This is a genomic window from Pseudonocardia humida, from assembly GCF_023898865.1.
GTDB classification, from domain to species: domain Bacteria; phylum Actinomycetota; class Actinomycetes; order Mycobacteriales; family Pseudonocardiaceae; genus Pseudonocardia; species Pseudonocardia humida.
Map to the genome: position 1 here is coordinate 58383 of NZ_JAGSOV010000064.1, position 23390 is coordinate 81772.

Genomic DNA, 23390 nt, shown 5'->3' on the forward strand with positions numbered 1-23390 from the left:
GTCGTGCGCTCAGCGGTGCGCGGCGGTCGCCGGCTCGGTGGCGGTCGCCGTCCCGGCGGGCACCGAGCGGGGCAGGCGCCGGGCGACGACCGCGGTCGCCAGCGCGACGACCAGGCCCAGCACCGGCTGCAGGACCTGGAGGGCCAGGCCGGCGACGACGAACAGCGGCAGGGCGACGGCGTAGGCGGTGCCCGCCCACCGCAGGCCGGGCGCGGTCCGGGCGACGGCCGTGCCGAGCACGATCGCGCCGGCGATGAACAGCAGCGTCGAGACGCCGATCGTCGCGACCAGAGCGGGGCCGTAGGCCGTGTCGAGGTTCAGCGCCGCCATGCCCGGCGCGCCCGCCAGGTGCGCGCGGCCGATGCCGGGCTGCGCGAACGCGGCGCTGCCGAACGCCGAGGCCATCACCACGTGCGCCACCAGGGTGAGCGCGGTCCCGATCGCCGCGACGCGCACGGCCCGCCCGCGGCCGAGGAAGACCAGCGCGCCCGCCGTGCCGACCGCGGCCAGCGCGGCGCCGCCGATGCTGGCCACCAGGTGGCTCACCAGGAAGTCGTCGGTGGAGACGTAGCGGGCGTAGGCGTCGAAGTCGGTGATGGGGGGCTGGTGGGTGAGAGTGCTCAGGGCCAGCAGCACGCCGTAGAACGGCAGCACCCACAGTGCGGATGCGGCGTAGCGGTCGAGCGGGGTGGACGGGGTGGACATCGGTCCTCCTGGTGGTCGGGGCCCCGGAGCGGGGCGCTGGGGGGAGGAGACCGCCCGCGCCTGTCACCGACCTGTTCCGCACCTGACGCGCTCCTCGGGACGCGCCGGCTGCCGTAGGCTCACCGACCGTGGACTTCTCGGTCCTGGGACCGCTGCAGGTGAGCGCCCACGGATCGCCGGTCCCGATCCGCCCCGGCCTGCCGCGCGCGCTGCTGGTGCTCCTGCTCACCCAGCCGCGGACCCCCGTCCCGGTCGGGGTCGTCGCGGACCGGCTCTGGACCGGCTCCCCGCCGGCCGACGTCGCGAACTCGGTGCACCGCCTCGTCTCCTACCTGCGCCGGGCGCTCGGCGCCGAGGGCGCGCCCCTGCTCGTGAGCCGGGCACCGGGCTACGCGCTCGCCGTCGCCGACTCCGCGATCGACGCGCACCGCTTCACCGAGCTGGTCGGCGCGGCCACCACGCTGGCCGGCGCCGGCACCGCACTCGGGGCCCACCGCGCGCTGGAGCACACCGCCGAGGCGCTCGCGCTCTGGCGCGGCGAGCCGCTCGCCGACGTGGCGACGCACCCCTGGGCCGCCCCGGAGGCCGCCCGGCTCCACGAGCTCCACCTGCAGCTGCACGAGGCCCGGCTGGAGGCGCTGCTGGCGCTGGGGCGCGACCTCGACGTGATCGCGGCGGCCCGCCCGCTGGTCGCGCAGAACCCGCTGCGCGAACAGCTCCACGCGCACCTGGTGCTCGCGCTCTACCGCGCGGGGCGCCAGGGCGATGCGCTCGACGCCTACCAGGCGGTGCGGCGGCTGCTCGCGAGCGAGCTCGGCCTCGATCCGGGCCCCCGGCTGCGGATGCTCGCGCAGCAGGTCCTCGCGCAGGACGACGCCCTGCGGTGGCGGCCGCCCGTGGACACCCGGCCCCCGACCCCGGCGGCGAGCGCCGGCCCGCAGGCGGGCTCTGACCGGTTGCCCGCGCCACCGACCAGCCTCGTCGGCAGGCGCGAGCACCTCACCCACCTCAGCGACCTGCTCGACCGGGCCCGGCTGCTGACCCTCACCGGGCCCGGCGGCGCCGGGAAGACCCGGCTCGCGCTCGCACTCGCCGGGGCGCGCCCGTCCGGTCCGACGTGGTTCGTCGACCTGAGCCTCCTGCAGGACGGGTCGCTCGTCGCCGCCTCCGCGGCACGGGCGGTGGGCGCGGCGGTCGCCACGGGCGAGGACCCGGTGGACGCCGTGGTGCGGTGGATCGGAGCGGCCACGGGGCTGCTCGTGCTCGACAACTGCGAGCACGTGATCGATGCGGCGGCCGGCCTGGCGACGTCTCTGCGCGACGGCTGCCCCGCGCTGGTGCTGCTGGCGACCAGCCGCCGTCCGCTGCGGGTCGGCGGGGAGGTCGTGTGGCCGGTGCCGCCGCTGCCGCTGCCGCCGCCGGGCGCGGCCGCCCCCGACGAGGTGCGCGACGTCGACGCGGTCCGGCTGTTCACCGAGCGCGCGGCGGCGGTGCGGCCGGGCTTCGCGGTGACCGACGACAAACGCCGCCGACGTCGCGGCGATCGTCGCCGCCCTCGACGGCCTGCCCCTGGCCATCGAGCTCGCCGCCGCCCACGCCGACGTCCTCACCCCGCGCGGCATCCGCAGCCGGCTCGCCGACCACTTCGAGCTGCTCGAGTCCGACTCCCGCGACACCCCGGCGCGGCACCGCACCCTGCGGGCCGCGATCAGGTCCGGTGTGGACCTGCTCGACGAGCGGGAGCGCCGGTTCTTCGTCGAGCTGGGCGCCTTCGCCGGGTCGTTCGACCTCGACGACGCCGCCGCCGTCACCGCCACCTCGTCCGGGCGGTGCTACCGGTCGGTCGCCTCGCTCGTGCGCCAGTCGCTGGTCGTGCCCACCGACGACGACCGCTACCGGCTCCTGCACTCGGTGCGGGCCTACGCCGCGGAGGCGCTGGCCGCCCAGCCGTGGCGGGAGGACGTGCGACGGCGCCACCTCGACCACGTCCTCGCGCTGGTGACGGCCGCCGACGAGGGGCTCCGCTCGGCCGAGCAGGCGGGGTGGCTGCAGCGGCTGTCCGCGTCGCTCCCCGACCTGCGCGAAGCCCTGCGGTGGGCGCTCGACGGCGGCGCGCCCGGCCGCGGAGCCCGGCTCGCGGTGGCGGCGAACTGGTTCTGGATGCTGGAGGGCATGCTCGACGAGGCCGAGCACTGGCTGGAACGCGCCGTCCCCGGCGCGGACGACGACGCTGTACTGGCCGCGCTGCTGCACGCGATCGGGCGGATGGCCGCGCCCCGCGGCGACCTCCGCAAGGCGAACGACACCTGCCTGCGCAGTGCGGAGCTGTGCCGCCGGATCGGGAACGACGCGCTGGCGGGCGGAGCGCTGCTGACCCTCGGCCTCGTCCGCTGGGCGATGGGCGACCTGCGCGGGGCCGCCGCCGCCCACGACGAGGCCGTGGAGCGCGCGGACGCCGCGGGCGAGACCTGGACGCGCACGTCCGCGCTGATCCTGCGGGCGCGGACGGCCGTCGACGCCGACGAGGACGACGTCGACGACCGGATCGCCGCAGCGCTCGCGGCGGCCCGGCGCGGCCGGGAGGGCCAGCAGGTGGGGCTGGCGGTGAGCCAGCTGGCCCGCCGGGCGCTGCTCACCGGCGATGCCCGGACCGCCGCCGCCGCGGCGCGGGAGTCCCTGTCGCTGTGGCGGTCGGTGAGCTACCGGGAGGGCGAGATCCACGCGCTCACCCTGCTCGGGCGCGCGGCGGCGGCGGTGGGCGACGCGGTGGCGGCCGAGGAGTCGGCGCGCGAGGCCCTCGGTGTCGCCGCCGCCATCGGGCACCGCGGCGGGTTGTGCGACGGCGTGGAGTGCCTGGCCGGTGCGCTGCACGCCGCAGGCGACGACGAGCAGGCGCTGACCCTGCTCACCGTGGTCGACGCGGAGCGCCGTCGCATCGGGATACCGGTGCCCGCCGCCGACGCGCGACCGCTGGCGAACCTGGCCGACCAGGTCCGCAGGCGGCTGGGAGCCCCGGCCGACGACGTCATCGCGCGGGCCCGGGACCGCACCGTCGACGACGTGGCGCGCGAGTCGGCGTCCGGTCGACGATCACTCAGCGGGACCGGCGGGTGATGCGCTGCCGGGGAGGGGTCGGCTCGTCCGAGCGACCCCTCCCCGGCGCAACCGCAGTGCGGTCTGCCGTTCGGCGGATCCTGGATCCGCCGCCCCTCCAGCAGCGTCGGCATCCCGACCGACAGAGGCATCGTCCGGGATCGCGGGTGGGCTGTCGTGGGTGTGGCTCGCCTGGGTCTGTCAGTACCATGCCCGACCATGCGCGCGGGAGGGTTGCGATGAGGCGTGAGCTCGGGGGGTTCCTCCAGCAGCGACGGCGTCACCTGGGCCTGCGCCGCGAGGAGGTGGCTGCTCGGGCGTCGGTCGGCTACGACTGGTACGTCCGGATCGAGCAGGGCCGCGGGCGCGCATCGAGCGACGTGCTGTGCCGGGTGTGCAAGGTGCTCGAGCTCGAGAAGCCGGAGATCGAGTACGTGCTCGCCCTCGCGGAGGGCGTCGCGGGGCTCGTGGAGCTCACCCGGCCCCCGGAGGAGCCCGTCCCGCAGGCGGTGCTGCGCGTGATGCGCATGCAGGAGCCGGCTCCCTCCTACGTGCTCGACAGCCAGTTCGACCTGCTCGCCTGGAACGAGTGCTCGTGCGAGTTCTACGGGATCGAGCTCGGCGAGCTCCCCGCCGCCGACCGCAACCTCCTGTGGATCATGCTGACGCACCCGGTGGTGAGCGCGCGGCTGGACGACTGGGAGTCGCACGCGCAGCGGCTCGTCGTGCAGTGCCGGACCATGTGGGCGGGCAAGATGAAGCTGCCCCGCATCGAGGCGCTGGTGGCCCGCCTGGAGAGCGCGTGCGACGACTTCCGCCACTGGTGGTCGCTGCCCCTCGTGCAGGCCCCCGCCATGGCGCCGGTCCGCAAGAAGATCCTCGACCCGGCCCTCGGCGCTGTGGTGGTCGACCAGACCGCGTGGCTGTTCGGCGACAGGTCGGATCGGATGCTGATCCTGTCGACCCCAGCCGAGGACGTCGCGGGCATGGAGGCCAAGCTCGACGAGCTCGTCCGGCGTCGAGCCGCCCGGCACGGCGCGGTCGGCGCTCGGGACGGCAGGCGGATCGGCGAGGGGTAGCCGTGTGCGGCGGTCGGATCGCCGCCGCCCGTCCGCCGGATCTCCCGACGACCGCCGCTCGACGCCGGTGATCAGTGCTCGGCCCTTGACGTGCTCCCGAGATCGAGTGACTATGCGCTTAGTCACCGAACCGCCGACGACGACGTACGGAACGAGGTCGGATGATGCAGCGAGAGCAGGCGACCCGCGAGCCGGTGATCGTGCTGGAGGGCTACTCCTACCTGGAGTGCCCGCGATGGCACGACGGCAGGCTGTGGGTCTCGGACTTCTACACCGAACGGGTCGTCGCGACCGATGGTCGCGGCACCACCGACGTGGTGGCCGAGGTACCCGGGCAGCCGTCCGGGCTGGGCTTCCTGCCCGACGGGCGCGCGCTCATCGTGTCGATGCGCGATCACCGCATCCTCCGCCGGGACGACTCCGGCGCGCTGACCGAGCACGCCGACCTGTCCGGAGCGGTCTCCGGCGTGCTCAACGACATGGTGGTCGACGAGCGGGGCCGCGCCTACGTGGGCAACTTCGGGTTCGACCTGATGGGCGGCGCGCCGATCCGGTACACGACGCTGACCCGGGTCGATCCGGACGGCACCGTCACCACCGTCGCCGAGGACCTCGGCTTCCCCAACGGCATGGTGATCCTGCCCGGCGGGGTGCTGGTCGTCGCCGAGACGTTCGCCGGGCGGCTGTCCGCGTTCGACATCGGCGAGGACGGCGCGCTCGGCGACCGCCGGGTGTGGGCGCAGTTCGGAGACACCCCGCAGAGCGACGACGTCGGCGAGGTCGTGCAGCAGCTCGCGGTGGCCCCGGACGGCATCTGCGCCGACGCCGAGGGCGCGATCTGGGTGGCCGACGCGCTGCACGCCCGGGTGATCCGGGTGCGCGAGGGCGGCGAGGTCGTCGACGAGATCCCCACCGGGACCGGGGTCTTCGCCTGCATGCTCGGCGGCGACGACGGCCGCACGCTGTTCCTGTGCGCGGCGCCGTCCTTCGCCGAGCACGAGCGCCGCCCCGTCCGCGAGGCGCAGCTGCTGGCGGTCCGCGTCGACGTCCCGCACGCGGGCCTGCCCTGACCGGCCCCCCGTCCACCCGTCCACCCGTCCGATCCGAGCGAAGAGGAGGGGCACGTGGAGGTGTCCTGCGCTTTCCCGACCGCACTCGATTCCCCGGACAACATCGCCGTCGCCGAGCAGCTGGGGTACGCGCGGGCGTGGGTCTACGACACCCCGCAGCAGAGCCCGGACGTGTGGATGACGCTCGCGCTGGCCGCCGAGCGGACCGAGCGGATCGGCCTCGGTCCGGGCGTCCTGGTCCCCAGCCTGCGCCACCCCATGGTCAACGCCGCGGCGACGGCCACGCTGGCCGCGCTGGCCCCCGGCCGCGTCGTGGTCGCCTTCGGCACCGGGTTCACCGGCAGGCGCGCCATGGGCTACCGCGCCATCACCTGGTCCTACATGCGGTCCTACATCCAGGCGTACCGCGGGCTGCTGCGCGGTGAGGTCGTGGAGTGGGAAGGCGCGAAGATGCGCATGCTGCACCCCGACGGGCACGCCCCGGCCCGGCCGGTCGAGGTGCCCATCCTGGTCGGCGCCCTCGGGCCCAAGGGCCACCAGGTGGCCACCGAGCTCGGCGACGGGGTCTACGTGACCCTGCAGCTGCCCGAGTTCATCCGCGAGTACTCCTGGGTGCCCTACCTCGTGTGGGGCACCGTCCTCGACGAGGAGGAGGCGGTGGACGGCGAGCACGCGCGGACCGCGGGCGGACCCGGGTGGGCCCTGGCCTACCACGGCGCCTACGAGTTCGGCGGCCCGGACGCCGTCCGCGCGCTCCCGGGCGGCGCCGAGTGGATGGACGTCGTGGAGCGGGCCCCGCAGGACCAGCGGCACCTCGCCGTGCACCGCGGTCACTGCGTCGAGTTGGGCGAGGCCGACCGCGCGGCGTGGGAGGCCGGCGGCCACGTGATGCTCAAGGACGTGACGATGACCGGCACCCGGGACGAGGTGCGGCGCAGGCTGGACGAGGTCGCCGCCCGCGGCGTCACCGAGGTCGTGTTCCAGCCCTGCGGGCCCGACCCGCGCCGCGAGCTGGAGCGGTTCCTCGACGCCGCGACGTCCTGACCCGCCGGCCGCCGCGGCTACGATCTGCGTCGCGAACCGGGGGAAGGGCGTCGGCATGGCCAAGCGGCAGGCCCGCTTCACGCCGCAGGAGGTGACCGGCGACCAGCGCCTGCTGGACCACTCGCCGGAGCTCTGGCGCGACGGGTTCGGCGACGTCGCGCGCGGCCTGCTCGCCTCGGCCGTGCGCTGCTTCGCCGCCAACGGGTTCCACGCCACCACCACCCGCGACATCTGCTCCGCGGTCGGCCTCAGCCCGGCCGCGCTCTACGTCCACTTCCCGTCCAAGGAGCTGGTGCTCTACGCGATCGCGCGCACCGGCCACGAGAGCGCCCTCGCCGAGGTGCGCGCGGCCGCCGCCGAGCCCGCCGCCGACGCCGCGGCCAGGGTGCGCGCGGTCATGGCGCGCTTCACCGCGTGGCACGCTCGCCACCACGTGGCGGCGCGGGTGTGCCAGTACGAGCTGACCGGGCTCACCCCGCAGCACTACGACGAGATCCGCGAGCTGCGCCACCGCACGACCGAGGTGTTCCGGGACGTCGTGCGGCGCGGTGTCGCCGACGGCTCGTTCCCGGCCACCGACGTCGACCGCGTGGTGCGCAGCATGCTGTCGCTCGGCATCGACCTGGTCCGCTGGTACCGGCTGGACGGGGCCGACTCGCCCGAGCAGATCGGCGCGTTCTACGCCGACCTCGCCCTGCGCATGCTGACCGCAGGTGCGCCCTCCGAGGGGCGTCCCGGCGGCGGGTGACCGCGCGGTCGTGCGGCCGCCCGCCACGTGGCGGGTGGCCCCCCGAGCTGCGCATGATCGTCGGTGTCGCCGCACGCGCCGCATCAGTCGTAGCGCTTGGACTCCAGGACCGTGCCGTCCTCGGCCCACCGGCGCACGGCCACCCAGTTCCCCGCGTCGTCGAACTCGCGCTCCTCGGCCAACCTGCCGTTCGGGTGCCACCGCCGGCTCGTCCCCCGCACCACGCCGTTGTCGAGCGGGATCTCCCGGCGCAGCGTGCCGTCCGGGTACCAGGCCCGCTCGACCCCGTGCTGGCGCCCGCCGACCACCGGCTTGACCGCGACGACGGTGCCGGCACGGTCGGTCACCACGATCTCACCGGTGAACAGCTCGCCCCGGTGCGTGTAGTGGGTGCCGTCCTCGTTGAGGTCGGTCTCCTCGATGTTGATCCGCATCGCCTACTCCGGGATCGGGCCGCTCGGGTCGGGTGGGAAGGAGTCGAACCGGCCCGCGTTGCTCGGCGTCCCGCTCAGCAGCGTCGAGCAGTTCACGCAGCACGGCTTGGGGATGATCCCACTTCTGCGGAACGGGTCCATGTTGTCGACCCGCAGATCGCCGAACACCGAGGCGTCCGCGTCGCGGCCGCGCTGCCACAGCAGCTCGTTGACCGCCTTGATCTCGGCGTGGCCGAGGGGCTGGCTGGGGTGCGGGTACTCGTACTCGCGGGGGTCCACCGTGCCGTCCCGGTTGGTGACCCGGTACGGGCCACCCTCGCGCAGCTCGGCCAGCCGCTGTCCGAGCAGCGGGTGCACCCGGTCCGGCGGGATGACGTCGTCCGCCGTGCCGTTGACGCCCTCGAAGACCTCCCCGGTCCGGCGGTCGATCGCGACCGACGACACCGGACCGAGATCGTCGCGCGTGAGGTCCGACCCGCGGATCGCCTCGGCCCGCTGCAGGGTCAGGTCGCGGAGGTAGTCGTTGACCGGGCGCCCGTCGACGGTGTCGATGAGGCCGTCGGGACCGCGCGTCCAGGGCTCGGGCAGCGACCCGAGCCGCTGCGTGGTGGGGCCGACCGGGGCGTCGGCGAGGGCCGCGGCGCCGTCGGGGTCGGGGGCGTCGGCCTGGTCGCCGCCATCCGCTCGATCGCCGACCTCCGCCTGGTCCGGGGCCTCCGCCTGGTCCGGGGCCTCCGCCTGGTCCGGGGCGTCGGTCTGGTCCGGGGCGTCGGCGCTGTCTCGTGCGTCGGCACCGTCTCGTGCGTCGGCACCGTCTCGGCCGTCCGCACCGTCCCCGGCATCCAGGACGCGCGGGCCTGCCGGTCCGTCGCCCCGCGGACCCGGTCCACCCGCGTCGCCGCCCAGCGGCCCGCCGGGACCGCGTCCGACCGGCGGGTCACCGCCGCCGCGCGGCGGTCCGTCGCCCCCGGGACGGTCGGGTCCGATCCCGCCGCTGCCGCCGCCTTCAGGTCCGCGGCCACCGGGCGGACCGCCGGTGTCCGGACCCCGACCGCCGGGCCCGCCGTTGCCGTCCTGCACGGCGTTGGGGCCGTCCGGGGCGCGGCCGCCGGGTGGCTCCGGGTCGAACCGCCCGGCCCCCGGCCCGAACCCGGGCTCGGTCGGGCGGCCGACGGGCACCTCCGCCGGTACCCGCGCGGCGCCGGCGCCGACCAGCTCGGGCTGCCGCGCACCGGCTCCCTCGGTGCCCCGGCCACCGCCGGGCGGCGGGGCATCCGCCGCCGCGGCCACGGCCGGGGTCTCCCGGCGCGGTGGGACGTCGTCGGGGCTCGCCGCGGCGACAGCGCCGCCCTGGCCGTCCCGAGGCGGCGGGACGGCATCGGCACCCGCCGCCACCGCCGGGGTGTCGGGCCGGGCAGGTGGTGCGTCTGCGCCGGCTGCCGTTGCCGGGGTGTCGGGTCGGGTGGGTGGTGCGTCTGCGCCGGCTGCCGTTGCCGGGGTGTCGGGTCGGGTGGGTGGTGCGTCGGCGCCCGTCGCCGGACTGTCCGGTCGCGGCGGAGCATCGCCGGTGGCTGCCGGACCGTCCGACCGGTCGGGTCCGCGGTCGGCCTCGACCGCCACCGCCGCGTCGTCGGGGCGGTCGGGCCCGTCGGCGGCTTCCGGCCGGGCGGGCGGGCCATCCGCGGCCGCCCCCGCACCGTCGGGTCCACCCGGCGCCCTGTCCGTCTCGGCCACCGCCGAGCCGTCAGGCACACCGGACCCACCGTCGCCGACCACGCCCGGAGCCTCCGGACGCACCGGCACGCCGTCGCCGCCGCGGGGACCCGCGTCGACCTCGGCCACCGCCGCCGGACTCTCCGGAGCGCCGGGCCCAGCCGGCTCGGCCGGCCGGGCGGGCGGGGCGTCCGCGGCCCCCGCGGCGGGCGGACCGCCTGCCTCGGAGATCGCGTCGCTGATCGTCGGACCACTCGAGGGCGGTTCGACCCGCGGTGTCTCCACCCGCGGCGGGTCGACGTGGGTGGGCGGGAGGTCGGTGGGGGGCAGGTCGACGGACGGGATCTCGAGGCCGCGGATGCGGTTGAGCGCGCCCTGGGCGGTGTCGGACACGCTGGGCAGCCGGCCGATGAACTCCCCGGCCCGGACGAGGCCCGTGCCGGCGTTGGCGATCGCCCCGACCCGGCTGGTGGCGGCCGCGGCCCCACCGCCGCGCAGCGCGGCCCCCGCGCCCTTCGTCCCGAGGACCGCGGAGATGACGTTGAAGGACACCATCCCGGCCGCGCGGGCGTTGTCCTGGCCCCACGTGTCGTAGGCGATCAGGCCCTTCCCGGCCTCGACGACGAGGCCGGTGAGCGTGCCCCGCGGGATGCCAGGGAGGTCGACGAAGTTGTTGATGGTCCCGACGGGGGTCAGGGCGAGCGCGAACATCCCCAGCCCGGTCCACGCCGTCCCCGCGGTCTCCCAGCTCCACTGGCCGTCGGAGTAGCCGATGAGCGCGCCCAGCCCCACGACCGCCTCCACGGCGGCGTCCCCGAACCCGCCGAAGAAGGCCGCGGCGTCGCCCAGGAACCCGCGGTCGGCCTGCTCCGCGCTGCCCCACGCCAGCCCGCCGTCCTGCTGGAGGGCGGCGTCGAGGGTCTCGCGCGTGTAGCCGTACTCGTTCGGGTCGACCACGCCGTCGCCGTTGTCGGCGACGAACCGCCGGTCGGTGTACAGCGCCAGGATGGCGTTCGCGCACCGGCGCTCGGCGTCCCCGAACTCGGCCACCGCGGCGTTGACGTCGTTCAGCATCTGGTTGTGCCGGTCGACCAGGCCCTGGTCGTCGCGCCACTCGGGGTCCGCGCCGGGCCCGTTGACGAAGTCCAGCGCCTGCGTCCGCAGGGCCGCCAGGCGGGCCTGGATCGCGGCGACCTCGGTCGCGTACGTCGTCAGCGCCGCGGCCGCGGCGGTGAAGTCCTCGCCGACCGAGGCGCTGACCGTCGCGACCGGCCCGGTCGCCGCGAACAGCCGGCCGGCCTCGGGCGCCGAGTAGTGCGTGGCCAGCGCCTGCCACCCGCTGTGCACCCGGCTGCCGGTGTCCGCGAACGCGGTCCCGACGCCTCCGAGCGATCGCGCGTGCTCGCCGAGCAGGCCCATGTCGCCCGCGATCTGCGGGATCTGCCCCGGATTGATCATGCGGTCACTCCCCGTCGACCTCCGTGCGGCACCGCCCCGTCGGTGCGCACCGGTCACTCGTCGACACGCACCGTGGAGCCGACGCGTTCAACGCTCACCCGCCGCCGTCCGGGTGACGTGCGCGACGGTTGATCGCTGAGCGTGATCCCGGATTGCGACGATCGGTCACGACCACCGAACGGCGGAGGCCGAGGTGATCCGCACCCACTCAGGGAACACGTGCAGGGGCCGGCGCCGACCTCGGGATCCAGCGCAGGGTGAGGGCGGCGAGCGCGATGTGCAGGACGCCGGCTACCGCCGCCACGCCGTGCAGGCCGGTGACGAACGCCGTCGTCGCCTGCTCGGCGGTCGCCCGCGTGAGGCCCGGGAGCTGGAGCGTCTCGTCGAGGGTCGGGGCCGCGGCCGGCCCGTGGAGTCGGAAGAGCAGGGCGGCGAGGGAGCCCAGGAGCGCGATGCCGAGGGCGTTGCCGATCTCGTTGCTGGTCTCCGCGATCGCCCCCGCCGAGCCGGCCCGGTCGACGGGGACGGCACCGACGGCGGTGTCGGCGACGACCGCGAAGGAGATGCCGTAGCCGACGCCCGCGACGACGGTGGAGGCGATGTACCAGCCGATGCCGCCGGTGGTCGTGGTGGGGAGCAGCAGCAGGAGACCGGCGGCGATGCAGGAGTGGCAGACGAGGAGCGCGGCTCGCTTGCCGACGCGGTCGACCGCGAACGGCGTGACGATGCAGCTGGCCGTGAGGACCGCGGCGCCGGGAAGGGCGAGGAGGGCCGCGTCCAGGACCGGTAGGCCGAGGACGGACTGCAGGTAGACGCCCGCCAGGTACGCGGCCGCCGACCACGCCGCCAACGGCAGCAGGCCGGTGGTGATCGCCAGCGCGAAGACCCGGTCGCCGAACAGCGAGAAGTCCACCAACGGGTGCTCGAGGTGGCGCTGGCGTCGGGCGAACCACACCAGCAGCACCACGCCCGCGACCCCCACGAGAACCGGGGCGACCGTCAGCCCTTCGGTGGCGGCCTGCTTGATGCCGTAGATCGTGAGCAGCAGGCCGACGGCGGAACCGACGACGCTGGGGGCGTCGATCCGCCCCGGACGGGTCGCGCGCACCTCGCGGAGCAGGACCGGCGCCAGGACGAGGAACAGGGCGAGGACGGGAAGGTTGATCAGGAAGACCGATCCCCACCACCACCGGGCCAGCAGGACGCCGCCGAGTACCGGGCCGATGGCGAACCCGGCGGCGAACGCGGCGGCGAAGACGCCGATGGCCCGCGCCCGCCGTCGCGGGTCGGCGAACAGCTCGCTGAGCACCGCCAGCGCCGACGGCAGGAGGGTCGCCCCGGCCACCCCCATCAGCGCACGGGCGGCGATGAGGAGCTCCGGGCTCGGCGCGAACGCGGCGGCGGCCGAGCCGATGCCGAACACGCTCGTCCCGATCATGAGCAGCCTGAGCCGGCCGTACCGGTCGCCGATGGTGCCGAACGCGATCAGCAGGGAGCCGACGGCGAAGCCGTAGCCGTCCAGGATCCACAGGGCCTGGTCGGCGGTCGGGGTGAGGGCCCGGCTGATCCGGGGCATCGCCAGGAACAGGATCGACCCGTCCATGGAGACCAGCAGGACGGGCCCGAGGATCACCGCGAGCCCGAGCCAGGCGCGCGGGCCGGGGGAGTCGTGGGCGTGCTGTCGAGGCATGCCGGGGACGGTCCGGCCGGACGCGACCGGCAGCCACCCCCCGGCTGTGGGTAGACCCGGCAGGTGCACGCACCGGCGCGCCGGAGCGGCCTAGCCTCGATGCCGTGGAGAGCCTCGGCGCGTTCCTGAAGAGTCGTCGCGACCGGACCACGCCGGCCAGGATCGGTCTGCGCACCTACGGGGCCGCCCGCCGGGTCCCCGGCCTGCGTCGTGAGGAGCTCGCCCAGCTCGCCGGGGTGAGCGCGGGGTACTACACGCGCCTGGAGCAGGGGCAGGCCGGGACCGCGTCCGGGCAGGTGCTCGACGCCCTCGCGCGCGTGCTGCAGCTCGATCCGGTCGAGACCGTCCACCTGCACAACCTCGCTCGACAGCCGGCGAGTCCCGGGCTCCGCGAACCGCGCCACGAGGAACCCCACCCCCGCGTCCTCGCGCTGCTGGAGTCCCTCGGCGACACGACGCCGGCGATCCTGCTCGGCCGCCGCGGCGACGTGCTCGCGTGGAACCGCTCCGGACGCGCGCTCATCGCCGAGCACGTCGCCTTCGACGCGCCGCAGGATCCGGCCCGGAGGCCGTCCGTCCCGCGGATGTTCTTCCTCGACCCGCTCACCCGCGACCTGCACCGCAACTGGACCGAGGTCGCCCGCATCCACGTCGCCTACCTCCGGCTCACCGCGGGCCGATACCCGACGGACGCGCGCCTGGCCGAGCTGATCGGGGAGCTGGCGATGCGCAGCGACGAGTTCGCGACGATGTGGGCGACCGGCGAGGTCGCCGACTGCACCGTCGGCACCCTGCACCTGCAGCACCCCACCGTCGGCGCCGCGGACGTCGACTACCAGGTGTGGCTGCAGCCCGACAGCCCCGACCACCGGCTCGAGATCTACACCCCCGGCGACCCGAGCTCCGCCGACGCGCTGCGGATCCTGGCCCACCAGAGTCGCCCGACCACCGTGCGGCAGCCCTGAGCGGCGGCCCGGCCCGGGCCCGTCGCGGCCGACGTGGTCGCCGTTCCGCCCGGCTCGCCGGCGCACGGAATCCGCTTCGTTCCACGCGGCCGCGGGCCCACGCTGGCGGCATGACGTCGCTGGCCGGTCCCAGGCTCCTCCTGCGCGACTTCCGCGCGGCCGACGTGCAGGCCGTGCACTCCTTCGCCGCCGATCCCGTCGTCACGAGGCTCACCGACTTCGGCCCGAACACGCCCGAGCAGTCGGCGGAGTTCGTCCGCGCGGCGGTGGCGCAGGCCCGGCGGGCCCACCGGACGGCGTTCAGCCTGGCGGCGGAGCTGGTCGAGACCGGGCTGGTCATCGGCTCGGTCGGCATCGCGATCACCAGCGTCGAGCACCGCCGCGGCGACCTCGGGTACGTCCTGCACTCCTCGTACTGGTCCCGGGGCTACGCGACCGAGGCGGCGACCCTGCTGCTGGGGTTCGGCCGCGAGGTGCTGGGCCTGCACCGGATCGAGGCGACGTGCCACCCCGACAACCACGCGTCGGCGCGCGTCCTGGAGAAGATCGGGATGCGGCGCGAGGGACGGCTGCGCGGCCACCTCCTCGTGCGCGGGACCTGGCGCGACTCCCTGCTCTACGCCGCCGTCGGGGACGGCGCGGGCTGACGGGTGGACGGCCTCGCCCCCGCTCGCCCCGAGGCCCAGCGGGATGTGAGGTCGCCCGCTCCGCTCGGCCGCGCCGCGGGTGATCCCGTACGGTCATCCGGGGCGTGCCGGGAAGTCTGGTCGGCGATGGTTCTCTGACGTCCTCTGAAGGAGCACCCGCCTTGGGCACACCCGCTCGTCGACCCACCCTCCTCGGCCGCGGCAGCTGGCCGGAGGCCGCGCGCATCGCCGAGGTGCTGCGCGCGGAGACCGTCGGCGGCCTCCTGCTCGTCGGCGCCGCCGCCGTCGCGCTGATCTGGGCGAACTCGCCATGGGGCGACGCCTACCGGGCGCTGACCGAGCTGCGGGTCGGCCCGGCGGCACTGCACCTGGACCTGACGCTGGCGCAGTGGGCGGCCGACGGGCTGCTGGCGATCTTCTTCTTCGTGGCCGGGCTGGAGCTGAAGCGCGAGTTCGTGGCCGGTGACCTGCGCGACCCGCGGCGGGCCGCGTTGCCGGTCGCGGCGGCGGTGGGCGGCATGGTCGTTCCGGCGTTGATCTACATCGCGTTCACGGCGGGCGCGGGCGACGGCGCGACGGCCGGCTGGGCCATCCCCACCGCCACCGACATCGCGTTCGCGCTCGCCGTGCTGGCGGTGATCAGCACGCACCTGCCGGCGGCGCTGCGGACGTTCCTGCTGACCCTGGCCGTCGTCGACGACCTGCTGGCCATCGCCATCATCGCGATCTTCTACACCGACTCGCTGGCCGTCGTGCCCCTGCTGCTCGCGTTCGTCCCGCTCGCGCTGTTCACGCTGCTGGTCCAGCGCAGGGTGCGGTCGTGGTGGCTGCTGCTGCCGCTCGCCGCGCTCAGTTGGGTACTGGTGCACGAGTCCGGGGTGCACGCGACCGTCGCCGGTGTGCTGCTCGGCTTCGCCGTCCCCGTGATCCGCCGCGCCGAAGGGCCGGGACGAGGGCTGGCCGAGCACTTCGAGCACCGCTTCCGGCCGATCTCGGCCGGATTCGCGGTGCCGGTGTTCGCGTTCTTCGCCGCCGGTGTGTCGATCGCGGGGTCCGGCGGACTGGGCGCGAGCCTGGGCGATGCGGTCACGCTCGGGGTGATCGTCGGTCTGGTGGCGGGCAAGGCCGTGGGCGTGCTCGGCTCCACCTGGCTGGTGCAGCGGTTCACCCGCGCCCGGCTCGCCGAGGGACTGAGCTGGTGGGACGTGCTCGGCCTGTCGCTGCTGGCCGGGATCGGGTTCACCGTCTCCCTGCTGATCGGGGAGCTCGCCTTCGGCGGCGGCAGCGAGCGCGACGACCACGTCAAGATCGGCGTCCTGGTCGGCTCCCTGGTGTCGGCCCTGCTGGCCACCGTCGTGCTGCGGTTGCGCAACCGGCACTACCGCAGGCTGTGCGCCGAGGAGACCGTCGACGCCGACCAGGACGGCATACCGGACGTCTACCAGCGCGACGACGAGACCGGTCCCTGACCGGAGCGGGTTCCGGCGAGCATCAGTCCGGCGGGCCCAGCAGGCGTCGGGCGAGCTGGTCGCCGCCCTCGGCGCGGCGTCGCAACTCGCTCTCGTCGCCCCGGTGGTAGAACGCCCAGGTCAGGCTGCGGCCGGCGTGGGGGTCGCCGTCGTCGGCACGGCGCTCCAGCTCGGCCAGCTCGCCCCGGTCGGCCAGCAGCCAGGCCAGCTTCTCCGCGGCGTGCCGGTCGCCCGCGGCGGCGCGGCGTTCCAGCTCGCTCCGGTCGCCCCGCCGGTGCAGCGTCACGGCCAGGCCGTTGCCGGCGTGGTGGTCGCCGCTGTCGGCGCGGCGGCGCAGCTCGGCCGGGTCGACGCGCTCGGCCAGCAACCGGGCCAGTTGCTCCGCGGCCACCTCGTCGCCTGCGTCGGCCCGGCGTTGCAGCCCGCTCCTGTCGTCCCGGTCGGCGAGCGCGCGGGCCAGGCTGTGCCGGGCGGACCGGTCGCCGTCGTCGGCGCGGCGGCGCAGCTCGGCCAGGTCGCCCCGCTGGGCCAGTAGCCAGGACAGGTGGTCCGCGGCGCTGAGGTCGCCCGCGTCGGCCCGACGGGTCAGCCCGGCCAGGTCGCCACGCTCGGCCAACAGCATGGCCAGCCGGAACGCGGCGTAGCGCTCGCCGTCGTCGGCTTGGTCGCGGCGCTCGAGGCCGGCGCGGTCGCCCCGCTCGTACAACAGCTCGGCCAGCTTCGTCTCCGCGGCGAGGTCGCCGAGGTCGGCGCGGTGCTCGAGGCCGGCGCGGTCGCCCCGCTCGTACAACAGCTCGGCCAGCAGCTGCGCGGCGTCCCAGTCGCCGGCGTCGGCGCGCCGCGCCAGCCCAGCCTGGTCATCGTGCTCGCTCACCGGCAACACCCCGGTCCTGGCCGCCGTCCACCGGCCGGCCCGCCCGCTCATCCCGGCCCTGCTGATCACCCGCGAGGCGCCGTCCGTCCAGCGTATCGCGGCCATGCTGGACAACTACTGCCTCCTTGACAGGATCTATTGTCGGGGCCAGGCTTGCGGCATGCGGGAGAGGACGAGCGTGGGCACCACGGTCATCGAGGACGGGCGCACCGCCGCGATCGCGCTCGACCCGGTCCGCGCCCGACTGCTCGGCGCCCTGCGCGAGCCGGGCACCGCCACCTCGCTCGCCGCGATGCTCGGCACGACCCGGCAGAAGGTCAACTACCACCTGCACGCCCTGGAGGCGCACGGGCTGGTGGAGCTGGTCGAGGAGCGGCGCAAGGGCAACACGACCGAGCGCGTGGTGCGGGCCACGGCGGGTGCCTTCGTCGTGTCCCCGCAGGCGTGGGCGATGGTCGCCCCGGACCCGGACCGCGAGCCGGACAAGCTGTCCGCCCAGTGGCTGCTCGCGCTCGCGGCCCGGCTGCTGCGCGAGGTCGGCAGGCTGATCAGCGCGGCCGGTCGGCGCCGGGTGGCCACGTTCGGCATCGACGGCGAGGTCCGCTTCGCGACGGCGGCCGACCGCGCCGCCTTCGTCCGCGAGCTGGGCGAGTCCGTCAGCGCGCTCGTCGTGCGCTACCACAGCGCGGAGGCCGCGGGTGGGCGCCCGCACCGGCTTGTGGTCGCCCTGCACCCCGCCGTGCCGCCCGAGGACCCGCGTCCCGCGACCACTGCGGAGGGGCAGTCGTGAGCCGGCGCTTCGAGATCCGCCGGGCCGTCGAGCTGCCCGTCCCGCCCGAGCGGGTCTGGCGGGCCATCGCCACCCCGGAGGGCCGGGCCGGGTGGTTCATGCCCGGTGAGGACAGCGGCGTCGACGCCGAGGTCGACCCCCCGGATCGGCTGGCGGTGCGCTTCGGCACCCAGGCGATGGAGTACGTGCTGGAGGCGGCCGACGGGGGCACCACGGTCCTGCGGTTCGTGCACAGCGGGATCCTCGAGGAGGACTGGGGCGACGAGTTCGACGCCATGACCGGTGCCGGCTGGGACCTCTACCTGTTCAGCCTGGGCCAGTACCTGCGCCACTTCCCCGACCGGCCCGCCGTCTACGCCGAGGCGGAGGCCCCGGCCGTCCCGGACGCGTGGCAGCGGGTCCTGGCCGCCCTCGGCGACCCCGCAGAGGGCGACCCGGTGAGCGTCCCCGGCGCGACCGGTGTCGTGGACATCCGCACCGAGCACCACCTGGGCGTCCGCACCGCGGACGCGCTGGTCCGGTTCCACGAGCGCTCGCTGATCGGGCTGCCGGTGGCCGTCGGCCACCACGACTACACCCCGGGCGCCGACCCCTCGGCGCTCACCACCACCTGGACGGCCTGGCTGGCCGCGACCGCGAGGAGCTGACACCGTGCCCGAGCTGCAGAAGCTGACCCCGTTCCTGATGTTCCAGAAGGGCGAGGCCGAGGAGGCGATGACCTTCTACACCGGCCTGTTCGACGACGGCGAGGTGCTGGTCGTCGAGCGCTTCGGCGCCGGGGAGCCGGGCCCGGAGGGCGGGATCAAGCAGGGCGTGTTCACCGTGGCCGGTCAGCAGCTGCGGTGCCTGGACAGCCCGGCCGTGCACGAGTTCGACTTCACCCCGTCGCTCTCGCTGTTCGTGCGCTGCGGTTCGCGCGAGGAGCTGGAGAAGCTCTGGGCCGGGCTCGCCGAGGGCGGCGTCCCGCTGATGCCGCTCGACGACTACGGGTTCGGCCCGTTCGGCTGGACCAACGACAGGTTCGGGGTGTCCTGGCAGCTCAGCCTGTCCTGAGCCCCCGGCCGGTCGCTCGTCCGACGACGCGCCGATCACGGGGCCGACTCCCGCCGAGGGTGTGCGGCGGTCCTTCCGTCGCCAGCACCATCGGCGTGTACGGCCGCCACCAGCCGGATGGGTGACGTCGCAGGGAGTGCCCGGTCCACCGGCCACCTGAATGGATGACGCGTGTTCGTGTCCCTCGAAGAGGTGTCCTCCCGGCCGGGCCCTTGCCGCCTCGGTCGACCCCGAACCACACTGCCGGACGGCGGGCTGTCATCTGCGGCGTGTCGCACGTCCCCCGTCGGCCCGAGGAGCACCCGTGACCAGGACCGAAACGACATCGCTCGGCGATGTCGGTCGCCGGATGGCGCCCGACGAGCTGATGGCCGAGGCGTGCCGGCTGGCCACGGAATCGGTGGACAACGACTGGGGCGGTCCCTTCGGTGCGGTCATCGCCAGAGGCGGCGAGATCGTGGCGCGAGGGCAGAACCGGGTGCTGCTGACCGGGGACATCACCGCGCACGCCGAGGTCGAGACGATCCGCAAGGCGGTGGTGGTGCTGAACCGCGAGGCACCCTCGATCGCCAGAGCCCATCAGAACGAGTCGACGCTCGAACTCATCCCGCGGCCCGTCGGCTCCCCGGATCCGGTCCCGCAGCGGGCCCGGATGCTCATCGGCCACGAGATGTACATCAGCGGTGCGCCGTGCCCGATGTGCATGAGCGCCATCTACTGGGCACGCATCGACGCGGTCTACTTCGCCAACGATCTCGAGGCGACCAGCCGGATAGGCTTCGACGACGCATTCCAGTACGAGGACTTCGGCCGGCCGCTGGACCAGCGCCGTATCCGGATCGAGCAGTTCCGTCCCGAACTCGGCAGGGCCGCCTATGAGGCGTGGGAGACCAAGCCCGACAAGCACCCCTACTGAGTGCGCAGTCGCGGTGCCCGGACGGAACCAGCGGTCTCAGGTGGAACCACGATGGTGACAGGAACTGGCCGGGTCGCCGACGCCATGGCGACGGTCATCATCGGGCAGCACGTTCGCGACGAGCACCGGGAGGCTTTCGCGGCCTGGCAGAACCAGGTGAACGATGTGGTGCGCGGGTACCCGGGCTTCCTCGGCACCGAGGTCACCCCGCCGACCGCGGTGCAGCCCGACTGGGTCGTGATCTACCGGTTCGACTCCGTCGTGCACGCGCAGAACTGGCTCAACAGCGCCGCACGACAGGACCTCCTCAACCGCGGCGCGGCGTACCACGACGGTCCCGCCACGCAGCAGGTGCTCGCCCGCGGAGGTCAGCCGCGCCCCGCACTCATGACGGTCGTCGTGACGCATCGGGTGAAGGAGGAGGACACCCAGGCCTTCCTGGAGTGGCAGCAGCGCCTGCTCGCCGCGGAGCGCGAAGTACCCGGCTTCCGCGGGTCGGAGATCTTCCGGCCGGTGGCGGGGGTGCAGGACGAATGGACGGCGCTGTACCGCTTCGACTCGGCCACCAGTCTCGACGCGTGGCTGACCTCGGCGAGACGGAAACAACTGCTCGAAGAAGGCAGGGAGTTCGACGACTTCCAGCTGCGGACCGTCGACAACTCGTTCGGCAACTGGTTCGCGTTCGACGAGCGCGGCGACGACGTTCCCCCGCCGCCGTCGAATGCGAAGTCCTCCCTCGCGGTGTGGTTGGGCCTCTACCCGACGGTCATGGTGTTGTCGCTGGGCCTGGCGTGGCTGCTGCCCGGCCTGCCGCTGTGGCAGTCGTTGCTGATCGGCAACCTGCTCTCGAGCTTCGTGATGAGCTACCTGACGATGCCGCACTATGCCAATCCGATGCTGCGGTGGTGGCTGCGTCCACCCGCCGAGGCGCCGCAGCCCCGCACGGATCTCCTGGGCATCGGGCTGGTGGTCGCGGTCAACGCCGTCTGGGCGGTCGTGTTCTGCCTGCTGACCGAGCGCATCTGGACACTGCCTTGACCCCGGGACCGAGCGGGCTCGTCCGCCCGGTGGCCCCCTCGATCGCTCGTCGGAATGGGAGATGCCATGCGTAGGGTGGTCCAGCTGCTGCTCGGTGCGGCGATCGTGGTGGCGGCGCCGAGTGCCGCATGGGCGAGCCCCGGCTCCGGGGTGAGCGGCACGGTGCTCGCCGAAGGCACGTCCGCGGGCTCCGTCGAGACCGAGAGCCACGGCCCGACCGACGTCGCGATCCGGCGCATCGTGATCGAACCGGGCGGCTCGACCGGATGGCACCACCACACCGGTGAGCTGGTCGCGGTCGTGCTCACCGGCACGCTCACCCGCCAGCTCGACGACTGTTCGATCCGGACCAGCACGGCCGGGCAGGCGTTCGTCGAACCAGCCGGCCGCAAGCACGTCCACATCGGCCGCAACCTGGGCAGCGAACCCGTCGAGCTCTACGTCACCTACCTGATCCCGGCCGGTGACCAGCTCGCGGTCGACCAGCCCGGCCCTGGCTGCTGAGGGGGCCGCTCCTGCGCCGGTCATGGGCTGCGGGTGGGCCGGGGGGCGGCGCCGGGTCGAGCGCGGGCTCAGCCCGGCCACGCGCGCGACCGGTGCCGCGCTCGGGGAGGAAGCCGCGGTCAGGAGCCGACCGGAGGCCAGGGGCGCGAAGCCGTGTCGGCCACCAGCTGGAGCTCGTCACGGGCGGTGCCGCCGGCGGCTTGGGCGGCGATCCGGTTGGCCACGGTGATCAGGTACCGGGCGAGCAGGCCGGGATCGGCGCCGGCCGGCAGGTCGCCCTCGTCGACGGCTCGCTGGAACCGGTCCCGCAGGTGGGCGGTGCCCTCGGTGTAGCGCTTCAGCGCGTACCGCGGCGGCGGCTCGGCGTTCCCCGCCCGCCCCGGGGCGAGGCCCGCAGCCGCCGAGCACGGTCGGACGCATCCGCAGGACTCAGTTGCCCGGTCCGGGTTCGGGCGCGGCCTCGATCCGCGGCGACCGCGCCCGCAGGATCGCGACCGCGACCGCGAGGACCGCGACGGCCGCCAGCACGCCGGCCGCCGCGCTCGCGGTGAAGCCCAGCACGACGTAGCCGAGCGCGGCCGCGGTCGCGGCGACCAGCGCGAACGGCAGCTGCGTCACCGTGTGGTCGACGAGGTGGATGCCCGAGCCGATCGCGGACAGGATGGTGGTGTCCGAGAGCGGGGACGTGTGGTCGCCGAAGATCGCGCCGCCGAGCACGGCGCCGAACATCGGCACGAGCAGCGTGGGATCGAGCGCCAGGGCGATCTCCGCGGCGATCGGCAGCAGCAGCCCGAACGTCCCGAACGTGCTGCCGATCGAGAACGAGATGAACGACGCCAGCGCGAACAGCAGCACGGGCAGCAGGGCAGGCGGCAGGGCCTGGTCGACGAGCCCGGCGACGTACTCGCCGATGCCGAGCTCGGAGATGACCCCCGCGGTCACCCAGGCCAGGAACAGCACCACCGCGGCCACCAGCATCGACCGCACGCCGGACAGCGCCGCCCGGCCGAGCGTGCCGACCGGCGTGCGCCGCAGCAGCAGGGTGCCCGCGGCGAGAAGGCAGGCGGCGACGGTGCCGATCAGCAGCGAGACGATGACGTCGGTGTTGGCCAGCACCTCCATCGGGCCGAGCGGGCCCTCGGTGCCGGCGATCCCGATCCACACGGCGCACACCAGGGTGACGCCGGTGAGCACGAGCACCGGCCAGAGCAGGTCGCCGACCCGGCCGTCCGCGCGCGCCTGCAGGTTCCGGTCGGCCTCGCCCGGCACCGGGCCGCGGGAGGAGTCGAACAGCACCCCCTCCTGGATCGCGGCCCGCTCGTGCCTGCGCATCGGACCGAAGGCCAGGCTGAGGACCGCCGTGGCGACCGCCAGCAGCAGCGCCGTGATCGCGTACAGGTTCATCGGGACCGACTGCAGGAACGCCTGGTAGCCGGACAGCCCGGGCACGCCGTTCGCGTCCAGGATCCCGGTCATCGTGGCGGCGATGAACGCCGCCCACCCCGAGATCGGCACCAGGACGATCACCGGGGCGGCGGTGGAGTCGACGAGGTAGGACAGCTTCGCGCGGGAGATGCGGTGCTGGTCGGTGATGGGCCGGCTGACGTTGCCGCCCACCAGGGAGCTGAACGCGTCGTCGAAGAAGATCACGATGCCCAGGACGACGGGGACCAGCTGCGCCTGCACCCGGGTCCGGACCCGGGTGACGACCCAGGCCGCGAACGCCGCGAGGCCGCCGGAGACGTGGATGAACGAGGTCAGGACGCCCAGCAGCAGCACGACGCCGAGGATGTACATCTCCTCGGCCACCATGCCGTCGTCGATGACCAGTCCCGCGGCGACGTCGAGCACGAACCCGGCTGCGGTGAGGACGTTCCCCTCGGCGTACAGGAGCGCGCCGAGGACGATGCCGAGCGCCAGCGAGATCAGGATCCGGCGCGTGGCGATGGCGCAGACGATGGTGACCAGCGGCGGCAGCAGGGACAGCAGCGACGGCTCCACCGGATCTCCTCGTCATCGGGGAGTACTTCGACCGTCGGGTCGACTCGATGGTGGGTCAGCGGTGTGACGGGGTCAAGGTCGGTGCCGGGGGTCCGGCCT

Annotated in this window: 19 protein-coding genes and 2 pseudogenes; 15 read left to right on the forward strand and 6 right to left on the reverse strand. The window is 74.9% G+C overall.

Annotated elements, in window-relative coordinates:
- Positions 1–9: 9 nt before the first annotated feature.
- Complete coding sequence (locus tag KDL28_RS30405; RefSeq protein WP_252444168.1) at positions 10–705, reverse strand: hypothetical protein; 696 nt, start codon at positions 703–705, stop codon at positions 10–12.
- Between the two features lie 371 nt (positions 706–1076).
- Here KDL28_RS30405 and KDL28_RS42250 point away from each other — a divergent pair.
- The 6 genes and pseudogenes from KDL28_RS42250 to KDL28_RS30435 form a co-directional block, all read left to right on the forward strand.
- Positions 1077–1508: pseudogene (locus KDL28_RS42250) on the forward strand (AfsR/SARP family transcriptional regulator); the annotation flags it as partial.
- A gap of 916 nt (positions 1509–2424) precedes the next feature.
- A complete protein-coding gene (locus KDL28_RS30415; RefSeq protein WP_252444170.1) occupies positions 2425–3819 on the forward strand; it encodes a winged helix-turn-helix domain-containing protein in 1395 nt (464 codons plus the stop codon).
- Positions 3820–4307: 488 nt separating this feature from the next.
- Positions 4308–4877, forward strand: a pseudogene (locus KDL28_RS30420) (MmyB family transcriptional regulator); the annotation flags it as partial.
- Between the two features lie 161 nt (positions 4878–5038).
- The gene (locus KDL28_RS30425; protein ID WP_252444172.1) at positions 5039–5947 is read left to right on the forward strand and encodes an SMP-30/gluconolactonase/LRE family protein; all 909 of its coding nucleotides are present in this window, start codon (positions 5039–5041) and stop codon (positions 5945–5947) included.
- A 54-nt stretch (positions 5948–6001) separates the two neighbouring features.
- A complete protein-coding gene (locus tag KDL28_RS30430; protein ID WP_252444173.1) occupies positions 6002–6991 on the forward strand; it encodes an LLM class flavin-dependent oxidoreductase in 990 nt (329 codons plus the stop codon).
- 55 nt (positions 6992–7046) lie between these two features.
- Positions 7047–7739 carry a TetR/AcrR family transcriptional regulator gene (locus tag KDL28_RS30435; protein WP_252444174.1) on the forward strand — a complete coding sequence of 231 codons (693 nt, stop codon included), beginning with the start codon at positions 7047–7049 and terminating at the stop codon, positions 7737–7739.
- Between the two features lie 83 nt (positions 7740–7822).
- Here the strand turns inward: KDL28_RS30435 and KDL28_RS30440 are convergent, their stop codons facing one another.
- The 3 genes from KDL28_RS30440 to KDL28_RS30450 form a co-directional block, all read right to left on the reverse strand.
- Complete coding sequence (locus KDL28_RS30440; RefSeq protein ID WP_252444175.1) at positions 7823–8173, reverse strand: toxin-antitoxin system YwqK family antitoxin; 351 nt, start codon at positions 8171–8173, stop codon at positions 7823–7825.
- Between the two features lie 3 nt (positions 8174–8176).
- On the reverse strand, positions 8177–11344 hold the full coding sequence (locus KDL28_RS30445; RefSeq protein WP_252444176.1) for a YwqJ-related putative deaminase: 3168 nt from the start codon (positions 11342–11344) through the stop codon (positions 8177–8179).
- 208 nt (positions 11345–11552) lie between these two features.
- Positions 11553–13034, reverse strand: a complete 1482-nt coding sequence (locus KDL28_RS30450) for an MFS transporter (RefSeq protein WP_252444177.1) — start codon at positions 13032–13034, stop codon at positions 11553–11555.
- 104 nt (positions 13035–13138) lie between these two features.
- Here KDL28_RS30450 and KDL28_RS30455 point away from each other — a divergent pair, with 104 nt between their 5' ends.
- The 3 genes from KDL28_RS30455 (at position 13139) to nhaA (ending at position 16115) form a co-directional block, all read left to right on the forward strand.
- Positions 13139–13999: a helix-turn-helix transcriptional regulator gene (locus tag KDL28_RS30455; protein WP_252444178.1), complete on the forward strand. Its 861-nt coding sequence runs from the start codon at positions 13139–13141 to the stop codon at positions 13997–13999.
- 110 nt (positions 14000–14109) lie between these two features.
- Positions 14110–14646 carry a GNAT family N-acetyltransferase gene (locus tag KDL28_RS30460; RefSeq protein ID WP_252444179.1) on the forward strand — a complete coding sequence of 179 codons (537 nt, stop codon included), beginning with the start codon at positions 14110–14112 and terminating at the stop codon, positions 14644–14646.
- A 161-nt stretch (positions 14647–14807) separates the two neighbouring features.
- Entirely contained in the window at positions 14808–16115 is a 1308-nt protein-coding gene (gene nhaA / locus KDL28_RS30465; protein ID WP_252444180.1) for a Na+/H+ antiporter NhaA, read from the forward strand.
- 22 nt (positions 16116–16137) lie between these two features.
- On the opposite strand, the gene KDL28_RS30470 is transcribed toward nhaA, so the two are convergent.
- Positions 16138–16989 (reverse strand): hypothetical protein, encoded by an 852-nt coding sequence (locus tag KDL28_RS30470; protein ID WP_252444181.1) that lies wholly within the window; start codon positions 16987–16989, stop codon positions 16138–16140.
- Positions 16990–17149: 160 nt separating this feature from the next.
- On the opposite strand from KDL28_RS30470, the gene KDL28_RS30475 reads away from it, so the two are divergent.
- The 6 genes from KDL28_RS30475 to KDL28_RS30500 all read left to right on the forward strand — a co-directional run bounded on the left by KDL28_RS30475 (position 17150) and on the right by KDL28_RS30500 (position 21290).
- A complete protein-coding gene (locus KDL28_RS30475) occupies positions 17150–17779 on the forward strand; it encodes an ArsR/SmtB family transcription factor (RefSeq protein WP_252444182.1) in 630 nt (209 codons plus the stop codon).
- The gene (locus tag KDL28_RS30480; RefSeq protein WP_252444183.1) at positions 17776–18426 is read left to right on the forward strand and encodes an SRPBCC family protein; all 651 of its coding nucleotides are present in this window, start codon (positions 17776–17778) and stop codon (positions 18424–18426) included. The genes KDL28_RS30475 and KDL28_RS30480 overlap by 4 nt, the downstream gene beginning before the upstream one ends.
- Positions 18427–18430: 4 nt before the next feature.
- Entirely contained in the window at positions 18431–18832 is a 402-nt protein-coding gene (locus KDL28_RS30485; protein ID WP_252444184.1) for a VOC family protein, read from the forward strand.
- Positions 18833–19136: 304 nt separating this feature from the next.
- The gene (locus KDL28_RS30490) at positions 19137–19748 is read left to right on the forward strand and encodes a nucleoside deaminase (protein ID WP_252444185.1); all 612 of its coding nucleotides are present in this window, start codon (positions 19137–19139) and stop codon (positions 19746–19748) included.
- Positions 19749–19832: 84 nt separating this feature from the next.
- Entirely contained in the window at positions 19833–20786 is a 954-nt protein-coding gene (locus KDL28_RS30495) for an antibiotic biosynthesis monooxygenase (RefSeq protein WP_252444186.1), read from the forward strand.
- 66 nt (positions 20787–20852) lie between these two features.
- The gene (locus KDL28_RS30500) at positions 20853–21290 is read left to right on the forward strand and encodes a cupin domain-containing protein (protein WP_252444187.1); all 438 of its coding nucleotides are present in this window, start codon (positions 20853–20855) and stop codon (positions 21288–21290) included.
- A gap of 429 nt (positions 21291–21719) precedes the next feature.
- On the opposite strand, the gene KDL28_RS30505 is transcribed toward KDL28_RS30500, so the two are convergent.
- Entirely contained in the window at positions 21720–23291 is a 1572-nt protein-coding gene (locus KDL28_RS30505; RefSeq protein WP_252444188.1) for a Na+/H+ antiporter NhaC family protein, read from the reverse strand.
- Positions 23292–23390 lie beyond the last annotated feature (99 nt).

Coding starts and splice junctions, on each gene's coding strand:
- KDL28_RS30405 (WP_252444168.1), bottom strand. CDS start 705: ATGTCCACCCCGTCCACCCCGCTCGACCGCTACGCCGCATCCGCACTG.
- KDL28_RS30425 (WP_252444172.1), top strand. CDS start 5,039: ATGATGCAGCGAGAGCAGGCGACCCGCGAGCCGGTGATCGTGCTGGAG.
- KDL28_RS30435 (WP_252444174.1), top strand. CDS start 7,047: ATGGCCAAGCGGCAGGCCCGCTTCACGCCGCAGGAGGTGACCGGCGAC.
- KDL28_RS30440 (WP_252444175.1), bottom strand. CDS start 8,173: ATGCGGATCAACATCGAGGAGACCGACCTCAACGAGGACGGCACCCAC.
- KDL28_RS30445 (WP_252444176.1), bottom strand. CDS start 11,344: ATGATCAATCCGGGGCAGATCCCGCAGATCGCGGGCGACATGGGCCTG.
- KDL28_RS30450 (WP_252444177.1), bottom strand. CDS start 13,034: ATGCCTCGACAGCACGCCCACGACTCCCCCGGCCCGCGCGCCTGGCTC.
- KDL28_RS30460 (WP_252444179.1), top strand. CDS start 14,110: ATGACGTCGCTGGCCGGTCCCAGGCTCCTCCTGCGCGACTTCCGCGCG.
- KDL28_RS30475 (WP_252444182.1), top strand. CDS start 17,150: ATGCGGGAGAGGACGAGCGTGGGCACCACGGTCATCGAGGACGGGCGC.
- KDL28_RS30495 (WP_252444186.1), top strand. CDS start 19,833: ATGGCGACGGTCATCATCGGGCAGCACGTTCGCGACGAGCACCGGGAG.
- KDL28_RS30500 (WP_252444187.1), top strand. CDS start 20,853: ATGCGTAGGGTGGTCCAGCTGCTGCTCGGTGCGGCGATCGTGGTGGCG.